At 44.0% G+C, this 21,619-nt stretch carries 25 protein-coding genes; 4 read left to right on the plus strand and 21 right to left on the minus strand.

Annotated elements, in window-relative coordinates; translation table 11 throughout:
* Window positions 1-79 precede the first annotated feature (79 nt).
* From AC13DA_RS09200 to AC13DA_RS09240, 9 genes are all read right to left on the minus strand, one after another.
* Complete coding sequence (locus tag AC13DA_RS09200; protein WP_284450943.1) at window positions 80-649, minus strand: class II aldolase/adducin family protein; 570 nt, start codon at window positions 647-649, stop codon at window positions 80-82.
* On the minus strand, window positions 633-1,865 hold the full coding sequence (locus tag AC13DA_RS09205) for a tetratricopeptide repeat protein (RefSeq protein ID WP_284450942.1): 1,233 nt from the start codon (window positions 1,863-1,865) through the stop codon (window positions 633-635). The genes AC13DA_RS09200 and AC13DA_RS09205 overlap by 17 nt, the downstream gene beginning before the upstream one ends.
* The gene (locus AC13DA_RS09210) at window positions 1,862-2,521 is read right to left on the minus strand and encodes an energy transducer TonB (protein ID WP_007146830.1); all 660 of its coding nucleotides are present in this window, start codon (window positions 2,519-2,521) and stop codon (window positions 1,862-1,864) included. The genes AC13DA_RS09205 and AC13DA_RS09210 overlap by 4 nt, the downstream gene beginning before the upstream one ends.
* Before the next feature lie 11 nt (window positions 2,522-2,532).
* Complete coding sequence (locus tag AC13DA_RS09215; protein WP_273180251.1) at window positions 2,533-2,940, minus strand: ExbD/TolR family protein; 408 nt, start codon at window positions 2,938-2,940, stop codon at window positions 2,533-2,535.
* A 9-nt stretch (window positions 2,941-2,949) separates the two neighbouring features.
* Window positions 2,950-3,474, minus strand: a complete 525-nt coding sequence (locus tag AC13DA_RS09220; protein WP_007146832.1) for a MotA/TolQ/ExbB proton channel family protein — start codon at window positions 3,472-3,474, stop codon at window positions 2,950-2,952.
* On the minus strand, window positions 3,458-4,813 hold the full coding sequence (locus tag AC13DA_RS09225; RefSeq protein ID WP_284450941.1) for a MotA/TolQ/ExbB proton channel family protein: 1,356 nt from the start codon (window positions 4,811-4,813) through the stop codon (window positions 3,458-3,460). Before AC13DA_RS09225 ends, AC13DA_RS09220 begins: the two co-directional genes overlap by 17 nt.
* A complete protein-coding gene (locus AC13DA_RS09230; RefSeq protein ID WP_284450940.1) occupies window positions 4,810-5,583 on the minus strand; it encodes a DUF3450 domain-containing protein in 774 nt (257 codons plus the stop codon). Before AC13DA_RS09230 ends, AC13DA_RS09225 begins: the two co-directional genes overlap by 4 nt.
* A gap of 293 nt (window positions 5,584-5,876) precedes the next feature.
* Complete coding sequence (locus AC13DA_RS09235; protein ID WP_040576633.1) at window positions 5,877-6,512, minus strand: response regulator; 636 nt, start codon at window positions 6,510-6,512, stop codon at window positions 5,877-5,879.
* The gene (locus AC13DA_RS09240; RefSeq protein WP_284450939.1) at window positions 6,406-7,845 is read right to left on the minus strand and encodes a LapD/MoxY N-terminal periplasmic domain-containing protein; all 1,440 of its coding nucleotides are present in this window, start codon (window positions 7,843-7,845) and stop codon (window positions 6,406-6,408) included. The genes AC13DA_RS09235 and AC13DA_RS09240 overlap by 107 nt, the downstream gene beginning before the upstream one ends.
* A gap of 72 nt (window positions 7,846-7,917) precedes the next feature.
* On the opposite strand from AC13DA_RS09240, the gene hemL reads away from it, so the two are divergent.
* The 4 genes from hemL (at window position 7,918) to AC13DA_RS09260 (ending at window position 12,549) form a co-directional block, all read left to right on the plus strand.
* Entirely contained in the window at window positions 7,918-9,198 is a 1,281-nt protein-coding gene (gene hemL, locus AC13DA_RS09245; protein WP_284450938.1) for a glutamate-1-semialdehyde 2,1-aminomutase, read from the plus strand.
* Between the two features lie 105 nt (window positions 9,199-9,303).
* Window positions 9,304-10,752 (plus strand): exodeoxyribonuclease I, encoded by a 1,449-nt coding sequence (gene sbcB / locus AC13DA_RS09250; protein ID WP_284450937.1) that lies wholly within the window; start codon window positions 9,304-9,306, stop codon window positions 10,750-10,752.
* Between the two features lies 1 nt (window position 10,753).
* Complete coding sequence (locus AC13DA_RS09255) at window positions 10,754-12,265, plus strand: B12-binding domain-containing radical SAM protein (RefSeq protein WP_482945904.1); 1,512 nt, start codon at window positions 10,754-10,756, stop codon at window positions 12,263-12,265.
* A 68-nt stretch (window positions 12,266-12,333) separates the two neighbouring features.
* Window positions 12,334-12,549, plus strand: a complete 216-nt coding sequence (locus AC13DA_RS09260; RefSeq protein ID WP_007146840.1) for a DUF1289 domain-containing protein — start codon at window positions 12,334-12,336, stop codon at window positions 12,547-12,549.
* Here AC13DA_RS09260 and AC13DA_RS09265 read toward each other — a convergent pair.
* The 12 genes from AC13DA_RS09265 to AC13DA_RS09320 form a co-directional block, all read right to left on the minus strand.
* A complete protein-coding gene (locus AC13DA_RS09265) occupies window positions 12,542-13,108 on the minus strand; it encodes an isochorismatase family protein (protein ID WP_284450926.1) in 567 nt (188 codons plus the stop codon). The two genes, AC13DA_RS09260 and AC13DA_RS09265, sit on opposite strands and share 8 nt — an antisense overlap.
* Window positions 13,109-14,431, minus strand: coding sequence for a TolC family outer membrane protein (locus tag AC13DA_RS09270; RefSeq protein ID WP_284450927.1), 1,323 nt, complete (start codon window positions 14,429-14,431; stop codon window positions 13,109-13,111).
* A gap of 40 nt (window positions 14,432-14,471) precedes the next feature.
* A complete protein-coding gene (locus AC13DA_RS09275; protein ID WP_007146843.1) occupies window positions 14,472-14,795 on the minus strand; it encodes a rhodanese-like domain-containing protein in 324 nt (107 codons plus the stop codon).
* A 15-nt stretch (window positions 14,796-14,810) separates the two neighbouring features.
* Window positions 14,811-15,467 carry a protein-L-isoaspartate O-methyltransferase family protein gene (locus AC13DA_RS09280; protein WP_284450928.1) on the minus strand — a complete coding sequence of 219 codons (657 nt, stop codon included), beginning with the start codon at window positions 15,465-15,467 and terminating at the stop codon, window positions 14,811-14,813.
* Between the two features lie 177 nt (window positions 15,468-15,644).
* A complete protein-coding gene (locus AC13DA_RS09285) occupies window positions 15,645-16,433 on the minus strand; it encodes an ABC transporter permease (RefSeq protein WP_284450929.1) in 789 nt (262 codons plus the stop codon).
* Entirely contained in the window at window positions 16,430-17,368 is a 939-nt protein-coding gene (locus AC13DA_RS09290) for an ABC transporter ATP-binding protein (RefSeq protein WP_284450930.1), read from the minus strand. Before AC13DA_RS09290 ends, AC13DA_RS09285 begins: the two co-directional genes overlap by 4 nt.
* Window positions 17,358-18,551 (minus strand): pyrroloquinoline quinone biosynthesis protein PqqE, encoded by a 1,194-nt coding sequence (pqqE, locus tag AC13DA_RS09295; RefSeq protein WP_007146847.1) that lies wholly within the window; start codon window positions 18,549-18,551, stop codon window positions 17,358-17,360. The genes AC13DA_RS09290 and pqqE overlap by 11 nt, the downstream gene beginning before the upstream one ends.
* Window positions 18,523-18,807 carry a pyrroloquinoline quinone biosynthesis peptide chaperone PqqD gene (pqqD, locus tag AC13DA_RS09300; protein WP_273180229.1) on the minus strand — a complete coding sequence of 95 codons (285 nt, stop codon included), beginning with the start codon at window positions 18,805-18,807 and terminating at the stop codon, window positions 18,523-18,525. Before pqqD ends, pqqE begins: the two co-directional genes overlap by 29 nt.
* Window positions 18,804-19,535: a pyrroloquinoline-quinone synthase PqqC gene (gene pqqC / locus AC13DA_RS09305; protein WP_007146849.1), complete on the minus strand. Its 732-nt coding sequence runs from the start codon at window positions 19,533-19,535 to the stop codon at window positions 18,804-18,806. Before pqqC ends, pqqD begins: the two co-directional genes overlap by 4 nt.
* A gap of 30 nt (window positions 19,536-19,565) precedes the next feature.
* Complete coding sequence (gene pqqB / locus AC13DA_RS09310) at window positions 19,566-20,480, minus strand: pyrroloquinoline quinone biosynthesis protein PqqB (RefSeq protein WP_273180228.1); 915 nt, start codon at window positions 20,478-20,480, stop codon at window positions 19,566-19,568.
* Window positions 20,481-20,585: 105 nt separating this feature from the next.
* Entirely contained in the window at window positions 20,586-20,657 is a 72-nt protein-coding gene (gene pqqA, locus AC13DA_RS09315; protein WP_081443609.1) for a pyrroloquinoline quinone precursor peptide PqqA, read from the minus strand.
* A gap of 489 nt (window positions 20,658-21,146) precedes the next feature.
* On the minus strand, window positions 21,147-21,619 hold a 473-nt coding region (locus AC13DA_RS09320; protein WP_482945905.1), incomplete at its 5' end, for an outer membrane protein assembly factor BamB family protein.

The following is a 21,619-nucleotide window of genomic DNA, read 5'->3' on the forward strand; positions in this document are numbered from 1 at the left end:
TTGCTACTCCATCTCTGTATTTTTATTGTGTGTTATGACTAATGAACTGTGAATTTGTTGCGAAAATAAGTCACACACATCAGATTTGTTTGGCGATCCATGCTGTTTTTGCTGACAACTCCAGGGAACATGTCCATTTATAAGCCAAATTTATGCTATAAGCACAGGCATAGACACCATGCCCACTTACGACTGTTACTTTATAGTCCTGAAGGATCTGCGCAACTGCAGCAGGTGCCAGTTCGACATACTGCGCATAGTTGATATGAATAATTGGCACTTCTGGAAAATAATACTGGCCTTCGAAATCGATGGGGGTGAAGCTTTTTTCCTTCATCGTCATAGCGACCGTGTAAGGACCATGGCTATGAAAAAGCGCTCTAGCTTGTTCATTTTTTTGATACACCGCCACATGCAAAGGGGCATCAAGCGACGCGCCCTCACCACAATGACCATCAATGTGGCAAAGCACCAAATCATCAGTGGTTAAAGTATCAGCACAACAGCCTGTTGGCGTGACCCAGACATCATCATGCCAACGAAAAGACGCATTACCGCTATGAGAGTCATTACAACCATACTGACGCAGCCATTTATAGTGCTGAACTAAAGCCTGTTTCTGTTGCTGTAAATCAGGCAACCGGCTCATCATTTTTCTCTAACAGGCTATTAATATGTTGTAGCCATTGAGCCGCTTGTTTTTTCTGAGCCTCAAAGGAAGCCGCTTTCAGAAATTGTGCTTTGGCTTGTTCAAGGTTGTCCTGATGATAGTAAGCCGTGCCTAACATAGCGTATGTTTGGCCTAATTTTTTACCTTTCAGTAATTTTAATGCTGAAGATAAAGTATCAATGGCATTTCCCCATTGTTCCATACTGATATAGATTTGCCCCAGTTTTAACTGGGTATCACCACTACTATCCATAGGTAACATGACTTTTAAAGTATCTACGGCACGCTGGTTTTCTCTGGCAGCTAACCAACTGTCTGCCAACTTATTCAGGTTTTCAAAGTTACTGGAAATAATGTTTTGTTCCATTCCCTGCTCAAGTAACTGACCAGCTTTGTATGGTACTCGCAGATAACGATACATATCAGCCAGATTTACCAGCGTTTTAGGTTCGGTCAGATCCAGCCTTTTAGCTAACATACGCACGGCAAGAGAAGTAAATTCTTTATTCTCCTGCATATATAAAGCTGCCAGCTGATCCCAATACATTTTTTTGTCAGGGTAGCGGGTAATCAGTAATTCCAGCACCGATATAGCTGATTTGTAGTGTTTCAGTGATAAATGAGACGATAGCAATAAGCGGTACCAATCTTCTTTTGGTGCTTTATCATTTTTAATAGCAATTTGTATTCTGTCGGCCGCTTTAGAAAAATTATCTACACGATAATAAGCGCTGGCCAAAAGTACATAAACTGTATTATCTGGTTTGTTCTCAGCGGCTAACCAGCTCTCCATCAGTGGAATGCCCTTTTTATATTGCCCATCAGCAATGAGCAATTGAGCCAGGTTATAACGCAGGGTATGTGTGACATCTTCAGGTAATGCGTTTAAATCCAGCGCCTGCTGGAATGTCTCTGTCGCTTTTTTATACTGCTCTAATGATGAATATAAAAAGCCTAGAGTTTGTAGAACAACAGCCTGCTCATAACTGCCCTTTTCAACGGTACTCAATAAACTATCAAGCTGCTGTTTGGCCTGTTGATAGTTTTCTTTTTCCATCAACTCCTGTGCCTGATTCAAAGCTTTGTATGTTTTTTCACTGAGTAAAAATTGTTTCTCATCATCAGCCGCGGATACACTTCCCAGTACCAACAGAGACAGTGTAAGAAAAAGGATCGTTAATAATGGCTTTTTCATCGTGACAATTTAAACTCGATTTCCTGAGTGGCCTGACGCTCAACTGCCTGTCCATCCACTAATTTAGGTTTGAACTTCCACTTCAAAATAGCTTTCAGCGCCGCATCATTAAATACGCTGGCGGGTTCAGCTTTAATCACTTTTGGATCGCGTACCCTGCCATCTTTAGTGATAATAAATGTCACCGTCACCACGCCTTCAATACCACGCCGTGACGCAACACGCGGATATTTAGGTGGAATACGTACCAATGGCACCACTTCATTATCCAGCATCGGCGCGTCACTAGGTGCTGGAGCGGGTGCTGCTTTAGGGGCCGCGGAGAAATCCCCCAAATACGGTCCCCCGGTGATATTCATCGGTACATCGATCGCTGGAATATCCATTTCTGGTGTCGGTGCATCCGGCTTATTTGCCTGGGTTGGCGCAGGTTCAGGTGGCGGTGGCGGCTCATCCGGTGGAGGCGGTTTTTTGGGCAACTCACGCTTTTTGGTTTCCGGTTGCGCTTCTTCCTTTTTCAAACGCACAAAGTCCAGAATCTGAACTTCTTCAATATCGCGTTTATCCACACTCTTACTATTGGTCATATGTTCCATTAAATAGAACAAACCAAAGTTAACCAGTAGTGCGAGAACAATACCAACAACTAATCTCATCAAATCCGCCGTTAGTCGCGTTCAGCAGCAATAGACACATTGGCCACGCCCGCCAGTCGGGCTTGATCCATAACTTCAATTAACAGGCCGGTTTTCGCTTCTTCGTCGGCCAAAATAATAACTGAACCTTCCGGGTTTTCAGCATGCATACGTTCTACATTGGCTCTGACAGCACGACGATCAATCTGGCGTTTATCCATCCAGATTTCGCCATTGGGACGAATAGAAATCAGAATATTGGCCCGTTCTTTTTTCACCGCTGTTTTTGCCGAAGGACGGTTCACATCCACGCCGGTTTCTTTTACAAACGAACTGGTGACAATGAAAAAGATTAATAAGATAAACACCATATCAATCAGTGGTGTCATATTGATTTCAGCGATACCACCACTTTGGCGTCGGGAATGTCGGTTTCTCATTTTTATCCTTTACTCTCTACGCAAGGCATCAGCCACTTTATCGACTTCACGTTCTGCACGTTGGGTTAACTGAGTGCTGAAATACAAACCTGATAATGCAGTTAACAGACCGCCCATCGTGGTAATCAACGCAACAGAAATACCACCCGCCATACCGCGGGCATTACCGGTACCAAATACGGTCATCACATCAAATGTCTGAATCATTCCGCTCACCGTGCCCAGCAAACCCAACATAGGAAGCGCCATAGTAAGTGTACGAATCGTCATCAAATAACGTTGTAAGGAAATACGACTCTCTGTAATCATGCCTTGACGTATTTGATGGGCAAACCAGCTATTTCTGTCTTTACGTTGCTGCCACTCATTAATCAAACGTTTGACCTGTTTAGGATGCTCAAACACCACAAACAAATAACGTTCAATAATCAAACTCCACATTAACACCGAAGCAAACAGGATCAGCCACAGCACACTGCCGCCGCTTTCCATCAGCAATTCAATCTGAAAGAGTCCGTCAGACAGACTGGTCATGTTGTTTTTCCGCGTTACGAGCAACGATAGCAGCACTTTCTTCATCAAGAATTTGCACTAGACGGTTTGATTTGCTCGATAAACCACTATGAATCAATAACAAAGGAATGGCGACAGCCAGACCCAGTTCTGTGGTGACCAGTGCCTGGGATATGCCACCAGACATTAATTTCGGATCACCGGTACCAAACAAGGTAATCGACTGGAATGTCTCGATCATGCCTGAAACCGTGCCTAATAAGCCTAGCATTGGCGCAACCGCCGCCAGAATAGCCAGCGTGATTAAACCGCGTTCCAGTTTTGGCATTTCTCTGAGAATGGCTTCATCCAGTTTTAATGACAGGGTTTCAACATCATGTGCTAAGCGATCGTTGTACACAGACAAAATGCGTCCCAGCGGATTTTTCTGACTGACTTCTTTTTGTTTTTGCTGCTTGGCAATACCATGGCCATCTTTGGTCAAAGATAAGAACTGAATAAGAGCGATAATCAAACCAATCGCACCCAGCACCAGGATGATATAACCAATCCAGCCACCTTGCTCTATACGTTCTTTTAGGGTCGGTGTTTGCACTAACAGTGCCATAATCGCACCCCGGGTCGGATCAATCACCGTTGGTAGTAACTCACCTGGCTGGGCATCTTCAAACTCAGCGACCAGCTTTCTGAATCGATCCACAGGTTGCCTTGCCAGCTCAACTAAATTGCCTGTTTCTGGCAAATAACGCAGGAACAAGCCCTCAGTAAACGCGGTAAACACACCAATTCGGGTAACCTGTTTATCCTCAACATCCCCGGTAGTGGTGATTACGGGGGTAGTGAATTTTTCCACTTTTCCTGAAGCGGTCATTTCTTCTTGCAGGGTCAACCATAACTGGCGAAGTTCTTCGATGGTGGGTTGCTGTTTGCTGTCGCTTAATTGATTAAGGAAATCGACACGTTCAGGATGCTGAACATTGGTCATCGAGCTTTCCAGCACAGCACGGCTATCATTGGCGACTTGTCTGACGGTACCGAATAACTCACCTAATGAACCTGATTTGTCATCCAACAGACTTTGTTGCTCGGCTAGACGCTGCTCTTGTTCGTTAAAAATGGTGTTCAGTTGCTGGGTACGCTTTTCCTGATCCGCTAATTCTTGCTTGGCTTGGGCCAAAAGACTGGCTTGTTGATCATGCGCTTTCGCAAACTCAGCTTCACGTACCTGATTTTGTTGTTGCTCAAGCACACGTTCACGTTTGACCTGCTGCAATAACTCATCAAGATTCGCCGGTTTATCCGCAGCGAATACAGGCAAACTCAGCGTCAGTAAACAAAGAAGAGAAATCAGTTGTTTCATTGTTTCTCTCCTACAGTATTAACTGGTAACACCATCAGATCCGGTGGTAATTGTTTTTTCGCTACTTTCAAGCCATCGGTTATAGATTGAATATAATCATCAGACAATACGACCCACTGCTTTTTATCGTTATCCCACATACCCGCTTCTTTTCCATCCAGTGTGAGGTAATACAGGCTGACACGACCAATTCTTAAGAAGTCGACTGTTTTTTTCATTTCGCCATCTTCCAAATCAGCCTGATAGGCTTCGATGGTTCGACCATATTCAGTTTCGACCTGATAGGCTTCCATAATACGGCGATACTTTTCTGCTAATGACACATCAGCGCGTCCCATCATCGCAGTTAACGCCTCTAAACGCGTTTGACGTTCCTGTTTCAGAAAAGGCACGTCCAATGACACAAACTGTTGTAGGACATCGATCATTTTCAGCATGAGCGGCACAATGTCGTGCTGTGTTGTTTCGATATTATTTAATTGCTCAGCGATGGAGGCCATTTCTTCTTGTTGAGAATTGACCAGTGACTGGAGTTGGTCATTATAGGATTTGAGACTTTGCGTTTGTCTTAGAACATCACGGTATTCCGCCAGCATATCCGTGGTTTCATCGGATAAATTATCAATTTTCTCTTGAGACTTCTGAGCGGCAATATCGGTATTGACCTGAGTATCAATCGCCTCATCCAAGGCGCCTGCATTGGCTAAAAAAGGCAACGCAAGAAAAATACTCAACTGCCAACCACGTTTGATGGTTTGCTTGAGGTGCATAGATTTCAAATCCCATATTTGCCGTCATCACGGCAGTAAACGAAAGGAGTCATCTTAACAAGAGAATGGAAAGTGGGAAACGGTTTAGCGTAGAATTTAGACAAAAAAAAGCCAGATACAAATTGTATCTGGCGAAACCTTCATAGAAGGAGAGAGAAATATAAGACTATAGAAGCTGAAATTTCTATAAACTTGAGATACATAATACAAATCACTCCTGATTTTCAAATGAGCGACTTATCCTAATAACTCGGGAATTTATTCCTATTCCTCTTTCCTTCAATATCAATTATTTACGATGAAATACCATGGCTGATTGCAAAGCGCATCAGTTCGGCTGTTTTGCTGATATCCAGCTTACTTTTTATCTGGGTCAAATTGTTAGCCACCGTTTTATAACTGATTCCTAATACTTCAGAAATCTCAGTCATGCTCTTGCCTTCGCCCAAGAGTCGTAAAATCTCTAACTCACGGCGTGATAAGTCACTCAGAGCACTGGTGCCTGCATCAATATTCAGCATGGCCAATTGTTGAGCCATGTCCGGGCTTAAGTAAATTTTACCATCAAGCACTTTATTCACCGCTTCGACCAAGTGATCCGCCGCGTTGTTTTTAGTGATATAACCTCTGGCGCCTGACTGCATAGCACGTGATGCAAACACCGGATCTTCATGCATACTAAACATCAACACTTTGGCATCTTCACGGTTTGCTCTGATCCGTCTTAATACTTCCAGACCACCGACACCTGGCAGCGTAATGTCAAGCAACACCATATCTGGCTGCGACTCCTGAAAGAGACGATAACCCTCTTCGCCAGTTTCAGCTTCGAGAACTGTAGCCGAGGGAATTTGTTGAATCAGTTGACGGCAACCTGCTCTGACTATTGGATGATCGTCCACTACCAAAATTGTTAATGCCTGTTTCATTTTTTGCTTCACCCTTTAATGGAATCAACACCCGGACCTGTAAACCACGTCCTTCTTCCGTATCAAACGCTATACGACCACCGAGTGCTGACACCCTTTCTCGCATACCAATTAAACCAAAACCTTTGACCAGATTAGCATCCAGCCCCTTACCATCATCCGTTACAGCCACTTTGATGGTCTCTGTTTCCCGGCGTACTTCAACTTTGACATGACTGGCATGGGCATGGCGTACACAGTTGGTCGTACATTCCTGAACCAGACGGTAAATCGTTACCTGTAGTGTATCAGGCAGTGATTCAAATTCACCGACAAAGTCCCACTCCCAGTCAATTTCCGGCTGACGCTCACGCCAGTTGTGCAACATATCTCTTAATGCTTCTGTTAAACCTAAATCATCCAGCGTCATCGGACGCAGTCGGCTTAACATTTTCCTGACTAAAGATTGAATATGATTAGTAATCGTTTTTACAGAGCCTACTTTTTCTTCGATCTCGATCAGATGATTTTCGCCGGCAATTCGCTCAATTTCACCTAAATCAACACGAATACCAAACAAACACGGTGCTAACTCATCATGTAATTCCCGCGCCAAATCCCGCTGTTGGGATTCCTGTAAGCTGAGCATATTACCGGCAAGTGCATGATTTTCTGCCATGGTTTTTTCTAACACGCTGGCCATATGATTAAAGCGGATTTGAATGGGATTCAACTCTTTTACAGCAGAAGTATCCACCCGTGCTGTAAAGTCACCTTGTTCAAGATGCCCCAGCGCATCTGACAGTTGTGATAACGGCCTTAAACCTTGACGTAAAGCCAGATAAATTAAACTCAAAATCAGTAATAAGAAGAACACACCCAGCCAAAATAAGGTTTGGATATCCTGCCAGACTTCGGTGACTTCATCACTGGGATCAGCCTCTACTACCAGATAACCATAAGATTTACTGCCTTTGGTAATCAGTCGTCGGAAAGCGACGGCTTCAGGCTCCATCATTCGAATAAACCAGTCCGGTGCATCGGGTTTATTAAAAAAGCCGGTTTGATCTTCCTGTCCAATCAACGGTTCGCCATGCATATCTTCAAACCAGGCACGAATATGGCGGGTATGTCTGACACTATCGACAATCAGCGTCAATCGCTCACTCAGATCATTAGAAAAACGTAATGTCGGGAGCGCATTTACCAGCAAACCTTTAGCCAGCTGCGTACTGGAGGCCATTTCCTGGGCAAGCGCTAATCTGGCGTTTTGCACCATGAAATAACCGGCAGCAGCGAAGTTAATCAGCAAAATAATGCTGACTATTATTAGTAATCGTAGTTTTAAACTCATGATCATCAGTACAATAGATGAGATAAGTTTAGAATTATCGCACAGTTACAACGGAGACGATTAGGAAACAGCATGCAAAATAATCACGACTTGTTCCAACAGGCCCAAAAACATATTCCAGGTGGCGTCAACTCGCCCGTCCGCGCATTTAAAGGTGTGGGTGGGGATCCCGTATTTTTCCGCGAAGGAAAAGGCGCATGGCTGACAGATGCGACAGGAAAAAAATATGTGGACTATATTGGTTCATGGGGGCCGATGATTGTCGGTCATGCACACCAGGAAGTGATTGATGCTGTCAAAGAGGCGGTAAATCATGGTTTAGGTTTTGGTGCACCGACGGAAATTGAAACAACCATGGCCGACTTAGTCTGTGAACTTGTTCCATCAATGGAGTTAGTTCGTATGGTGAGCTCTGGGACTGAAGCCACGATGAGCGCCATTCGTTTAGCACGTGGTTACACCGGTCGTGACAAAATCGTCAAATTTGAAGGTTGTTATCACGGCCATGCCGATTCATTGTTAGTGAAAGCAGGCTCAGGGGCTTTAACCCTAGGTGTGCCCTCTTCTGCAGGTGTGCCAGCCTCATTAGCAGAACACACACTCACATTACGTTATAACGACTTAGAGTCCGTCAAAGCCTGTTTCAAAGAAGCCGGTGATCAGATTGCCTGCATTATTATTGAACCTGTTGCCGGTAATATGAACTGTATTCCACCTGTTCCCGGATTTCTGCAAGGGCTTAGAGAAATCTGCGATGAATATGGTGCAGTACTGATTTTTGATGAAGTGATGACCGGATTCCGTGTTGCACTGGGTGGTGCGCAAGCGCATTACAATATCACCCCGGACTTAACGACCTTTGGCAAGATCATTGGTGGTGGTCTGCCAGTAGGTGCATTTGGTGGCAAACGTGAAGTGATGGAGCATATCGCACCGCTTGGCCCCGTTTACCAGGCGGGCACTTTATCAGGTAACCCTATCGCCATGGCTGCCGGACTGACAACCTTAAAACTGATTCAGGCGTCTGGATTTCACGATGCATTAACAAAAACCACCGAAACATTAGTCTCAGGTTTACAGGAACTGGCTGATAAAGCGGGTATTCCGATGACAACGAACCAGGTTGGCGGTATGTTTGGTTTATTCTTTACTGAAGACAGCCAAGTGAACTACTACGAGCAAGTTGTGGCTTGCGATCAGGAGCGCTTCAAACACTTCTTCCACTTAATGCTAAATAATGACGTGTATCTGGCACCCTCAGCATTTGAAGCTGGTTTTGTCTCTGCTGCCCATGGCGAACAAGAAATCGAGCATACCTTATCAGCAGCAAAAGCCGCTTTCTCTGCTTTATAAATCACCATTACCGGTACAAAGCCATACATGCTCAGCAGATGTATGGCTTTGTACGTTAAAATGATATATATCCCATCTATACAAATCTAAGATATTGAATTAACTATGAATACGCTTTACTGGCATGACTATGAAACTTCTGGCACGGATCCCCGTTATGACAGACCTTTGCAGTTTGCCGGTATTCGTACAGACGAAGAGCTTAATATCATCGGCGAGCCGCTGATGATTTATTGCAAACCCGCCAATGACTTTTTGCCCCATCCTCAAGCCTCTTTAATCACCGGTATTACCCCACAAAAAGCTCAGCAGGAAGGTTTAACAGAAGCCGAGTTCATTGCACGTATTCATGCCGAACTCGCAGAACCCGGCACATGTGGCGTTGGTTATAACAGCTTGCGCTTTGATGATGAGTTCACACGCTTTAGTTTGTTCCGTAATTTTTATGATGCCTATGCCCGTGAATGGCAAAACGGTAATTCCCGTTGGGACATTATCGATATGGTCAGACTCACCCGGGCTTTACGACCAGAAGGTATCAACTGGCCGGATCATGATGATGGCAAACCCAGTTTCCGCCTGGAACATTTAACAGCCGCAAACAATATCGAACAAATCGGCGCTCATGATGCCTTAGTCGACGTTTATGCGACGATAGAAATTGCCAAGCTCATCAAAAATGCCCAACCCAAATTGTTTGATTACGTTTATCAGAATCGTCGTAAAAATAATATTGCCCCGCTGCTCAATATCCATGACAGAACTCCGGTCATTCATGTGTCGAGAATGTATCCAAGTGAATATTGTGGCACTGCACTGGTTGTGCCCTTAGCAAAAGATCCGACTAATCCTAATGGGGTTATTGTCTACGACTGCCGTTATGATCCCACCGATCTGATTGAGCTTGATGCAGAGACATTACAGCAACGTTTATTTACCCCCTCAGCGGATCTGGCTGAAGGTATTCAACGTCCGGCCCTTAAAACCATTCATATCAATAAATGCCCGGTGGTTGTGCCGGCAGCGACATTAAATGACGATGCAGCAAAACGCTTAGATATTGATCGTGCCCAACATCAACGTCACCTGGACATGTTGAATACGGCAGGTGATTTAAGCGAAAAGCTGTCACAGATTTTTACACCTAAACCATTTGATCCGGTCGCTGATCCTGATGCCAGTCTCTACAGCGGTGGTTTTTTCAGTGACAATGATAAACGCAAGATGGAGCTTATTCGTTCAGCTGAGCCGGATATGTTAAAAACATTATCTATCCCTTTTGAAGACTCGCGTCTGGCCGAGATGTTATTCCGTTATCGGGCTCGTAACTGGCCTGGGTCCTTAACTGAAGATGAACAAGATCAATGGTTGCAATACCGTCAACAACGACTGGCAGATGAGACACCAGACGCTATTCTTAACTTCTCACGGTTTTATTCAGCGCTTGCTGAAGCGAAACAACAAGGCTTGCCTGAACAAAAACAAAAAGTCCTGGCTGATCTCACTCACTACGCCAGCCAATTAGCGGCTGAACTTGGTTACCAAGCGAACTAATATGACTCAGCAAGTCGACATTCTACTTACTACCCTTAATGCGCGTTATATGCATTCAGCATTTGGGCTGCGCTATCTTCTCGCCAATATGGAAGAACTGGCGTCCAAAACTAAAATGATCGAGTTCACCATTCAGGAACAAACACTGAATATCGCCGAACAGCTATTGCAGCATCAACCTAAAATTATCGGATTTAGTGTCTATATCTGGAATATTCGTGAAATCAGCGACATTGTCACCGTCATTAAACAAATCTCACCCGACACCGTTATCGTGCTTGGTGGGCCGGAAGTCGGCCATTACCCGGATGTACCGGATATCTGTGCATTAGCTGATTTTGTGATCAGTGGTCCGGGTGAAAAAAGCTTTCGAGAGCTGTGCCGCCAAATTTTAGACAAGGCACGGCCTGAAACAAAATATATTGATGGTCTCGCTACTGATTTAGCTGAATTACAACTGCCCTACCACCTCTACAATGAAGAAGATATTCGTAACCGGCTGATTTATGTCGAAGCGTCTCGTGGTTGCCCGTTTAAGTGCGAATTCTGTTTATCGGCATTAGATAAAACAGCTACCGCCTTCCCGCTGGAATCATTCCTGGCTGAAATGGACGCATTATGGCAACGCGGCGTTCGTAACTTTAAATTTATTGATCGCACTTTCAACCTGAAGGTCTCCACCAGTATTCGTATTCTGGAATTTTTCCTTGAACGAATGACGGATGATTTATATCTCCACTTTGAAGTGGTGCCTGATAATCTGCCTGATAAATTGAAAGAGGCGCTGAAACGTTTCCCACCCAATAGTCTGCAATTTGAAATTGGTATTCAGACTTTTGACAGCGATATTCAAACTCTTATCAGCCGTAAACAAAACAATGATAAAACCCGAGAGAATATTCGCTGGTTGAGGGAACATACCGGTGCTCACTTACACACCGATCTGATTTTTGGTCTGCCCTCTGACTCGCTGGATAATTTTGCTGAGAGTTTTAATCAATTGGTCGCTCTGAACCCGCATGAAATTCAGCTAGGCATTCTGAAACGGCTGCGTGGTGCGCCACTTAATCGTCATAATGAAAACTTCGCTTTAAACTATAATCCACAAGCGCCGTATAATATTTTATCGACCAACAGCGTCGATTTTATGACGATGCAACGGGTAAATCGCTTTGCACGATTCTGGGATATGATTGGCAATTCCGGCCGCTTTATTAATACGCTGCCACTTATTCTGGGCGATGATGCATTTGCTCGTTTCATGCTGCTCTCTGATCGACTTTTTGACATTAGTGGCAGTACCTGGAAGATTGCACTTAAACGGTTATTTGAACTGCTGTTTGTTGTATTGACTGAAGATTTAGCCATTGATCAACAGACAGTCAAAGATCATCTAAAGCTTGATTACGCTCGAGCGGGTGTGAAAGGTATTCCAGACTACGAAAATTTACCCAGCTTGAATAAACCGGCAAAAGCAGGGGTAGCCAATAAACGTCAGCGTTATCATGGCTAAAACTAACTCAACCATGATGCTTGTAGAACGATCAATTAATTAATTCATGTACTCATGAGAGACAAGCTATGACCAGACAATCTAACTCATCTCAACAAGTCATTCCCAGCCCTTGTCTGCGAAAATGTTGTCTGGATGAAAAAGATGTCTGTTTAGGCTGCTATCGCCGGCTTGATGAAATCACTGGCTGGTCTGCAATGGATGACACGGCAAAATTACAAACCCTAGAACGTTGCCAGCAACGCAGGCAGCTACGTTTAGCTCAAAAAAGAAAAACTAAATAATCAGTTTTGAGATGGTTTTAAACTGAGGGTGACGGGCATCACCAAGACACTCAAATAATAATGATTCAATATTTGTGATTATGGCTCCGGCATCGCGAAGTCTGTTCAAAGCATTCTGATAGTGCTTGTTATCACGTGAGCATACTGCTTCTTCTATCACAAACACCTCAAACCCTTGCTTAAGCAGATCTAAGGCCGTCTGTAATATACAGATATGTGTTTCCATGCCGCATAGAAATACTTGCTGATATTCCGATTGCTTGAGCACAGCAGCAATATCATCAACCTGCCAGGCGGAAAACTGTATTTTCTCAAAAATGGGCGTATTAGCCGGTAAGATGTCCTTTAAGGCAGCCACTGTATGACCCAAGCCTTTCGGATATTGCTCTGTGACTAAGACTGGTAAAGCAAGAACATCGGCTGCAGCGAGTAAGGTCTGCACCGATGTTTGGATCATCTCTTGCTGCTGTTGCGGCATGGCTGACAGAAGTCGATCTTGTATATCGACCACTATCAGCACACCCTTTTCAGCATTCGCTATGGATAAAGCCTGACTCACTTAAGAAGTGCCTTTACCCAGCCAGTTATTAATATCAACCAAATCATTCACACTCAAAATACCGGCGGCTTGTTTCAAGCGCAATGTATCCAGAATGTAATCATAACGAGAACGTGCGTAGTCACGCTTTGCACTAAACAGATTACGGCGCGCATTCAGCACATCAACCGTTGTCCGTGTTCCTACATCGTAACCTGCTTCTGTCGACTCTAATGCTTTTTGATTTGAAACCACCGCTTGTTTAAGTGCTTTAACACGGCTGATGCCTGACATCACGCCGTTATATGACTCACGTGTTTGTCGAGTAACGGCACGACGTTGTTGTTCTTCAACCTGCATGGTTTCGTCTAGACGATGTCCCGCTTCGCGTGTTCTGGATGATACAGCGCCACCTGAATAGATTGGCAGATTGAACTCCAGACCCAGACTTTCATTGGTCGCATTACTTCGACCATATATACCGTCGCTGTCAGAGTTGTAATTCTTCTGAGCTACGATACCTAAAGATGGATAGTGGCCGCTGCGTTGTAATTCAATTGTCTGTTTTGCGGCTTCAACATTGATATTCGCCAGTAACAAAGACGGGTTCTGAGAAATAGCGGTTTCACTCCAGGCATCGATGCTGGCCGGTTCGGGTTTTACAAGCGGTGACTCACCATAAAGCCCGACCAGATCATCAATGTACTTGCCAGCCGTTTCACGCAATTGTTCCTGCGCATTAGCAAGGTCATTTTGAGCCTGTATCACTCTAGCATTAGCCAAATCATAAGCTGCTTGTGACTCAGTAATATCAGTAATTGTCGCCATACCAACGTCAAAACGTTGTTGCATTTGCTCTAGCTGCTTGGCAATAGCCTCTCGTTCTGCCAGAGCAAAGGTCAGATCATCCTGTGCTCCTAATACACCAAAATAACGCTCTGCAACCCGTAATGTCAGGGATTGTTCAGCGACGCTATAGCTGGCATCAGCCCCTTTCATGGCAATTTCAGCTTGGGTTTTCTGTACAAAGTTTTCCCGTTTATACACAGACTGGGTCAGACTCAATGTGTAGCCATGACTGGTGTAGTCCGTGTTACCGGTAAAATTACGTGATGATGAATCCAGCCAGGTTTTTGTTTCATTTGCTGATAGCCCAATCTGTGGCAGAAAATTCGCTATCGCCTGATCATCTAGTTCACCGACCGCCTGACGAGATGCGGCTTCAGCTAAAAGCTGTGGATCGCTGTTAAGAGATAATTTGTATACATCTAATAAATCTTCAGCCCAAATTGAGCTGGAAAATAATGCCGAAGCAATCAATGCGCCTAACGCAATTTTTTTCATTTTCCTTCCTTAGGAGTCATTCAGATGATGATATTCAGTACTAATATGTCGACATCGTGGTATCAACATCAATAGCCCAGCTATTCATACCACCCTCAAGGTTAATCACATCATTAAAGCCAACATGCTCAAGAAACTGGCCGACTTGGGCACTTCGTTTACCGCTACGACAAATAATCGCAACCGTTTTATTTTGGTAAGGACCTAGCTCTTCCAAACGAGCGGGAATTTCGTTCATAGGAATATGTATTGCCCCTTCAATCATGCCATGAATCAGTTCATGACTTTCCCGAACATCAATCATGACTGGTGGAGCTTCACTTAATAATAAAGTGCTAAATTCAGTGGCGGTCATTTCTTTCATGTTTTCTACTCTGGTTTAGAATTCAAATTGTTGGCTTGGTTCACCATGAATCATATAAGGAATAACAGTCTCAAATAAAAATTGTGGCTGCCATTCTCTTTCACTCACTCGTGTGATTAGTTGAACCGACATCGCAGGTGCTGTACCTGTTACTATCAATAATTTGCCACCCACTTTCAGACTTTGTAAATAGTCATCAAGAACCTGGGCACAGGCAGCAGTGATAACGATCGTGTCAATTCGTTCAACCAACGGCCATCCCTGACTGGCATCCCCCACCGTTAACGTGACATTTCTGATATCTGCTTCAGCTAAGCGTTTAGCTGCTAACTCAGATAAATCAGCATAATATTCAACGGAAATAACGTGATTCGAGAGTTTAGCCAATAACGCGGTGAAATAGCCTGAGCCGGTTCCGATTTCCAGCACATTTGTTTCTGGTGTTAAATCAAGTGCCTGTAAAAAGCGACCTTCCTGGATGGGCGTTAACATGGTTTGCCCATGAGCTATGGCTAGCATCGTATCGGCATACGCCATGCTCACTGAATCTTCATCGACAAAGTCTGCTCTGGCGATATCCGTCATCACGGCTAAAACAGTGTCATTCAGAACATCGCTTGGACGCACCTGTTGAATGACCATATTGGTATGAGCATGATTTAGCAAAGACACATGTTGCCCCTATTATTGAGCTATGGCAGTTAGGAGACTAAGGATAAGTGCTTTATTATATAGGTGCAACTGTAGAGAAAACAGGGGAATATTAACATATGCTAATTCAGCCTTTCACTGTCAGAGCTCAATAAGCTTAGACCTGTAAGCCACGGATTATGGCGCACTCAAGACTGCCTATTTCTTACCAGTAGCCCGATGAAATAAAGGTTCATGAACTGACTCACGAGAAAAACGCCAACAAGCAATGCTTATCGCAAGCACTGAAAAAACTACCAACACTGAAATATCCGTCATGATAGAAAAATCACTATTCGCCGTCGGCACAACATGTTTCATCAAATCAACGCCATAACTAAAGGGATTGATTAATACGACATATTTCAGCATCTCGGGTAATTGATTGACTGGATATAGCGCACCGCTCAAGAAAAACACCGGGAAGATGAAAAAGTTCATAATCACCGCAAAATTATCCAAGGTTTTAGACCAGGCAGCGATCAATCCGCCTATTGCCGCACAGCATACCGCCGTCGCTAAAGCCGGTAATAATAGCCATAATGCGACTTTCACTTCGATCAAACCAATCACGGTCAAAATCACTAATAGTAAAATGGCCTGGACCATAGCGGTAATGGCTGCAGCAATTAATTTAGCAATAACTATTAGATAATGAGGAATAGGAGCGATCAACATCATGCGCATCACACCAAACTCTTTGTCATAAACCAAAGTTAATGCTGACAATAAAGCAGCAAATAATAAGGTCATCGCCACAATACCAGGCACCAGAAAACTAAGGTAGCCGGCTTGTTGCTCTCCCTGCAACATACTACCAACGCCAGAACCAATGACTAATAACCAAATCATAGGTCTGACCATGGCACTGAGCAGTCTTGCGCGTTGACGGAAGACTTTCGTCAGCTCTCTTGCCACCACCGCCTTAACAGCAAGCATATGTGTCATGTCACTACCCCATAATCAGGTGGACATACCGTCCAGAGATACACATCATTAAGATTAGGTTTACGCCACTGCATCGCATTAACGGCATTACCCAGCGTTTTTTGTAACTGATAAAAATCGGTTTCTTTATCTTGAATACGATATGTCAGATGCTGATCTTCCCATAAAGGCTCGCCAAATTGCGGACGCATCTGCTGACTCACCACTTCGGTATCAGCACAATCAATTTCTAACATATAGGCCGCTAGATTTTTAATCAGCTTTTTAGGCGCACCACCTTTTTGTAATTGCCCTTTTTGAATAAAATCAACGTGATCACAGGCTTCCGCTTCTTCCAGATAATGTGTGGTCAGGAATACCGTCATGCCTTCATCTTTTCTTAGCTGTTCAATAAATCGCCATATTGACCGACGATTAGGCAAGTCTAGACCAATGGTAGGTTCATCTAAAAATAACACTTGTGGTTTATGTAAAACCCCACGGGCAATATCCACAGCGCGTCGTTGACCACCTGATAAGGCGACTAATTTTTGATGGCGTTTTTTTTCTAAGCCAAACACTGACAGTAGCTCAGCAATACGCTGTTCTGCTTGCTGTTTATTCAAGTTATACAAGGCGGCAGCAAACTGTAAGTTTTCATCCACCGTCATCATCCGATCAAGGGCTGAATCCTGGAAAACCAAGCCAACTAAAGCACGTGTTTGCACTGGATAACGTTTGACTTCACGACCAGCTATCCAAGCTTCGCCCGATGACGCTGAAGTCATCGTCGTCAATATATGAATAGTGGTACTTTTACCGGCACCATTTGGACCAAGCAAACCATAAAACTGTCCAGGCTCGATACTAAGATCCAGCCCATTAACAGCAAGGGCCTGACCATATTGCTTGGTCAGGCCCTTGGTTAAAATCGCATATTGATTTTTATAAGCCACAAATTTCTTTTGAATTTTTCGGGTTTCTAAACACAAGTGGTTTGGCAATATCAGCTGGTTTCTCAGCTTCCTGCCGACCTTTCTCAATGGCTTCCAAAATAAGGTGATGATCCGGTGATTTAGTACAAACTGGATCGGCCATCGCAGGATCGCCTGTCAGCATATAAGCCTGACAGCGGCACCCACCAAAATCTTTTTCTTTTTCATCACAACTACGGCAAGGCTCTTTCATCCAGTCAAAGCCACGGAAACGATTAAAGTCATTCGACCCTTCCCAGATTTCCTTCACACTTAATTCTTTGACATTGGGTAATTCCATGCCAGGCAATTCACGAGCTGCATGACATGGCAAAGCAGTACCATCTGGTGTCACGGTCAAAAATACATTACCCCAACCATTCATGCAGGCTTTGGGTCTATCTTCGTAATAATCAGGCACCACGTAGTAGATCTTCATATTACCTTTTTGCTTTTGCTGATATTCATGAGCAATCGCTTCAGCACGGACTAATTGCTCTTTCATCGGTAATAGTTGATCACGATTATGCATTGCCCAGCCGTAATATTGAGTAGTTGCAAGCTCAACATAATCAGCATCGAGGTTGATAGCCAGATCCAAAATTTCATCGATCTTATCGATATTCTGACGATGTGTAACAAAACACAACACCATAGGATAACCGGCGGCTTTGACCGCTTTTGCCATCTCAATCTTATGCTGAAAAGCATCGGTACCAGCAATCAGGTTATTTAAATCTTCTGAACTCGCCTGGAAACTGACCTGGATATGATCCAGACCAGCCTCTTTGAACTCTTTTGCTTTATCTGCATTTAATCCCACACCTGAGGTAATCAGGTTGGTGTAAAACCCTAAATTTCTGGCTTCGCGGATAAGTTCAATCAGATCGGGACGAGTTAGAGGCTCACCACCCGATAAACCCAGCTGAGTAGCTCCCATTTCACGTGCTTGACGGAAAACATTAATCCACTCTTCAGTTGTCAGCTCTTTTTTGACGCTAGCAAAATCCATAGGATTTGAGCAGTACGGGCATTGTAAAGGACAGGCATAAGTGAGCTCTGCCAATAACCATAGAGGCTGACGAATGCTATCACGGACATTCATTCCTACAGCACCGCCGGTACTGCCAGGCGCTTTATTCTGGTCTGATCCAGTCGTTGTCATGAGCTTCCTCCAAAAACTGATAGACATCATCGTCTAAGTCAGCGCCATTAAAGGCTTCTTTAAGTTCGGCGATAAGCTCGCCGACAGTTTGTTTTTTTTCACTTACCCGTTTCAGGATTTCACCCGCAGCAGGGTTTAATTTCACCATACCTTCCGGATAAAGCAGTACATAACAATCCTGAGCTGGCTCCCATTGGAAACGGTAACCCAGGGCCAGCACAGGAGTCGAGTCAGCATTAAAGATGCGATCGGTCATTTTTCAACTTCCATAAAGTAAGGAGGACGTCCTTCAATATACGCCATCCACATCGCATCTAACATGGTCCATAAGATATCAAGCTTGAATTGTAATAAGTCGACAGCACGTTGTTGCTTCTCACGTGTGTCACAGTAATCAAGCGTAATTTGTAGGCCGTGATCTACGTCACGACGCGCTTCACTTAAACGTTTACGGAAATAACGATATCCACGTTCGTCGATCCAGGGATACAAATCAGGCCAGTTATCTAGCCTCGCTTGATGGATCTTTGGTGCAAATAACTCTGTTAACGAAGAGCCTGCAGCTTCCTGCCAGTTAGCCCGACGCGCGAAATTGACATACGCATCTACCGCAAAGCGGACACCTGGCAATACATGTTGATGTGATTCCAGTTCGTCTCTTGTTAAACCAACAGCCTCACCCAGCTGCAACCAGGCTTCAATGCCACCTTCTTCTCCATCATAACCATCATGATCAAGAATGCGTTGCACCCAGTGTTTACGTACTGAAGCATCTTCACAATTTGCCATAATGGCTGCATCTTTTATTGGAATCGCCGTTTGATAATAAAAACGATTAGCGACCCAGCCTTGAACTTGTTTTTGATCCAGCTTGCCTGCGTGCATCAATTTATGAAAAGGATGGTTGATATGATACAGTGACTCTTTTTCGCGTAATTTTTGTTCAAACTCTTCGCGTGTCCATGGTGCTGGTTTTTCTGACATGTTTTGTTCCTCTAGAATCATCTTAGACTGTTAAAGCTCGATATCCATGCCGTCATACGACACTTCAATTCCAGCCGCTTCCAGCGTTTTTCGCTGGGGTGATTCCTCGTTGAGTATTGGATTAGTATTATTAATATGAATCAGGAATTTACGTGGTTTATCCATACCACTGAGGATCTCCATGATCCCGCCTTTACTCGACTGATCAAGATGGCCCATTTCCTGCGCACGTTTATTACTAATGCCTTCATGTGACATCTCATCATCGGTCCAAACGGTACCGTCAACGAGAACCATGTCGGCATTTGCCATATATTCCATAACATGAGGTTCTGCTACACCTAATCCTGGTGCATAGAATAAGTTTTTGCCGGTACGCGTATCTTCTATACGCATACCGATATTATCGCCAGGGACCGTATTATGACGATGCGGTGAATAAGGAGGTGCTTCACTCTTCAAAGGCACGGCAGTAAACACGAGTCCTTCTGCTGTAGGAATGGTGAAGCTTGATTCATCCGTTGCAATTTCATGATGGTTGATGCCGCGGAAATGACCAAGGATATTAAATACTGGGAATCCTGTGGTCAGATCCTCATAAACAGCCTTGGTTGTGTATACATCCCATGGCTTATTATGTTCTCTAAGGGTCAGCATACCGGTGACATGGTCGATCTGTGCATCTGTGATCACTATCGCCGAGATAGCGGTATCTCTGACTTGTCTGGCAGGTTGTAAAGCGGGAAAATCATCCAGTTGTTTTTTGATATCAGGTGAAGCATTAAACAGAATCCAGTCTGTTCCGTTTGCACTGATAGCAATGGATGATTGTGTGCGAGGACTGGCCTTGATTGTGCCCTCTCTTACACCTTTGCAGTTAGTGCAATTACAATTCCACTGAGGAAAGCCTCCACCGGCTCCAGAACCTAAAACATGTACAAACATAATTATCCTTAGAAACTTGCATTAGACCAGATAAGACTTTAACAAATTTTATCTGGTATAACGTTGCCCGGAGCAGAAAGCCCCGGGCATACATCAAAACCGTGATTAACGGTTGCAGATGTACATGGTTACTTCAAAACCAAAACGCATATCTGAGTATTCAGGTTTAGTCCACATAACTATATCCTCTCTAAAATTGTTTTATTTAATGTCATCCAACCTATTTGAATGACGATTAGATAGTACACAGCAGATTGAGATGTTTCGTCAGGATTCCCCGCCTTGCCATTCAGGATTTTCCTGATTCACCGAAAAGCTGTAGAGGCTCTATCTGCTTAGTTTTAGCTAAAGCAGTAGTTTTAAAATTTGATGAAAATGACTAAATGTGCGGGAAGATCTTCTTAGCCTGGTCAGGCAAAAAACACCTAAATTTAAATGCATTTATGCTCACGACATGATTAACCATGGAAGATAGACTATTCACCAAGTTAGAGAATTTCAGCTTCTTTAATCTTTTTGTGGTTTACCACATTATTGCATTACCTATATTTCATTTAACCAGGCCCTGTGCCTGGTTTTTTTTTGATCAAAAAAAAGCCCGGCATCAAACGATGTCGGGCCTTTTATTCAGACTAAGATTACAGAGTAATCTATATCATCTGGGTCTTACAGGCTGAATACGCTCAGAATACCACCCAGGTTAGTCCAGCTAGACAGTGATTTATATGCACCGACTGCGCCCAGACCATCTGTTTCGTTTTCTAAGCTTGGAATCGCCATACCGATACCAGCCCAACCACCGACACCTGACAGTACAGAAATATACTGTTTACCGTCATGTTTGTAGGTGTTGACGTTACCGATAACGCCTGACGCTGTTTTGAATCTCCACAGCTCACGACCTGTTTGTGCATCAACGGCTTTCAGGTAACCTTCTAATGTACCGTAGAACACGACATCAGTCGCTGTTGCTAAGGCACCAGACCAGACTGAGAAACGTTCTGGGTTTGACCATACGATCTTACCTTCACGGGCATCCCAAGCGATGAAGTTACCTAAGTGTGTACCACCTGGTGCGGGATACATGCTTAATGTTGCACCAACGTATGGTTGACCTGCGACGTATTCCACTTCAAATG

The sequence above is a fragment of the Methylophaga sp. F-2 genome, assembly GCF_056859315.1.

What these genes read in the sequence shown, in the direction of transcription:
- AC13DA_RS09270 (WP_284450927.1), bottom strand. Translation starts at nt 14,431, where the DNA reads ATGAAAAAAATTGCGTTAGGCGCATTGATTGCTTCGGCATTATTTTCC.
- AC13DA_RS09210 (WP_007146830.1), bottom strand. Translation starts at nt 2,521, where the DNA reads ATGAGATTAGTTGTTGGTATTGTTCTCGCACTACTGGTTAACTTTGGT.
- AC13DA_RS09220 (WP_007146832.1), bottom strand. Translation starts at nt 3,474, where the DNA reads ATGACCAGTCTGTCTGACGGACTCTTTCAGATTGAATTGCTGATGGAA.
- hemL (WP_284450938.1), top strand. Translation starts at nt 7,918, where the DNA reads ATGCAAAATAATCACGACTTGTTCCAACAGGCCCAAAAACATATTCCA.
- AC13DA_RS09240 (WP_284450939.1), bottom strand. Translation starts at nt 7,845, where the DNA reads ATGAGTTTAAAACTACGATTACTAATAATAGTCAGCATTATTTTGCTG.
- AC13DA_RS09230 (WP_284450940.1), bottom strand. Translation starts at nt 5,583, where the DNA reads ATGCACCTCAAGCAAACCATCAAACGTGGTTGGCAGTTGAGTATTTTT.
- AC13DA_RS09275 (WP_007146843.1), bottom strand. Translation starts at nt 14,795, where the DNA reads ATGAAAGAAATGACCGCCACTGAATTTAGCACTTTATTATTAAGTGAA.
- AC13DA_RS09225 (WP_284450941.1), bottom strand. Translation starts at nt 4,813, where the DNA reads ATGAAACAACTGATTTCTCTTCTTTGTTTACTGACGCTGAGTTTGCCT.
- AC13DA_RS09285 (WP_284450929.1), bottom strand. Translation starts at nt 16,433, where the DNA reads ATGACACATATGCTTGCTGTTAAGGCGGTGGTGGCAAGAGAGCTGACG.
- pqqB (WP_273180228.1), bottom strand. Translation starts at nt 20,480, where the DNA reads ATGTTTGTACATGTTTTAGGTTCTGGAGCCGGTGGAGGCTTTCCTCAG.
- AC13DA_RS09205 (WP_284450942.1), bottom strand. Translation starts at nt 1,865, where the DNA reads ATGAAAAAGCCATTATTAACGATCCTTTTTCTTACACTGTCTCTGTTG.
- AC13DA_RS09235 (WP_040576633.1), bottom strand. Translation starts at nt 6,512, where the DNA reads ATGAAACAGGCATTAACAATTTTGGTAGTGGACGATCATCCAATAGTC.
- pqqD (WP_273180229.1), bottom strand. Translation starts at nt 18,807, where the DNA reads ATGACCGATCGCATCTTTAATGCTGACTCGACTCCTGTGCTGGCCCTG.
- AC13DA_RS09215 (WP_273180251.1), bottom strand. Translation starts at nt 2,940, where the DNA reads ATGAGAAACCGACATTCCCGACGCCAAAGTGGTGGTATCGCTGAAATC.
- AC13DA_RS09200 (WP_284450943.1), bottom strand. Translation starts at nt 649, where the DNA reads ATGAGCCGGTTGCCTGATTTACAGCAACAGAAACAGGCTTTAGTTCAG.
- pqqE (WP_007146847.1), bottom strand. Translation starts at nt 18,551, where the DNA reads ATGACAACGACTGGATCAGACCAGAATAAAGCGCCTGGCAGTACCGGC.
- sbcB (WP_284450937.1), top strand. Translation starts at nt 9,304, where the DNA reads ATGAATACGCTTTACTGGCATGACTATGAAACTTCTGGCACGGATCCC.
- AC13DA_RS09255 (WP_482945904.1), top strand. Translation starts at nt 10,754, where the DNA reads ATGACTCAGCAAGTCGACATTCTACTTACTACCCTTAATGCGCGTTAT.
- pqqC (WP_007146849.1), bottom strand. Translation starts at nt 19,535, where the DNA reads ATGTCAGAAAAACCAGCACCATGGACACGCGAAGAGTTTGAACAAAAA.
- AC13DA_RS09260 (WP_007146840.1), top strand. Translation starts at nt 12,334, where the DNA reads ATGACCAGACAATCTAACTCATCTCAACAAGTCATTCCCAGCCCTTGT.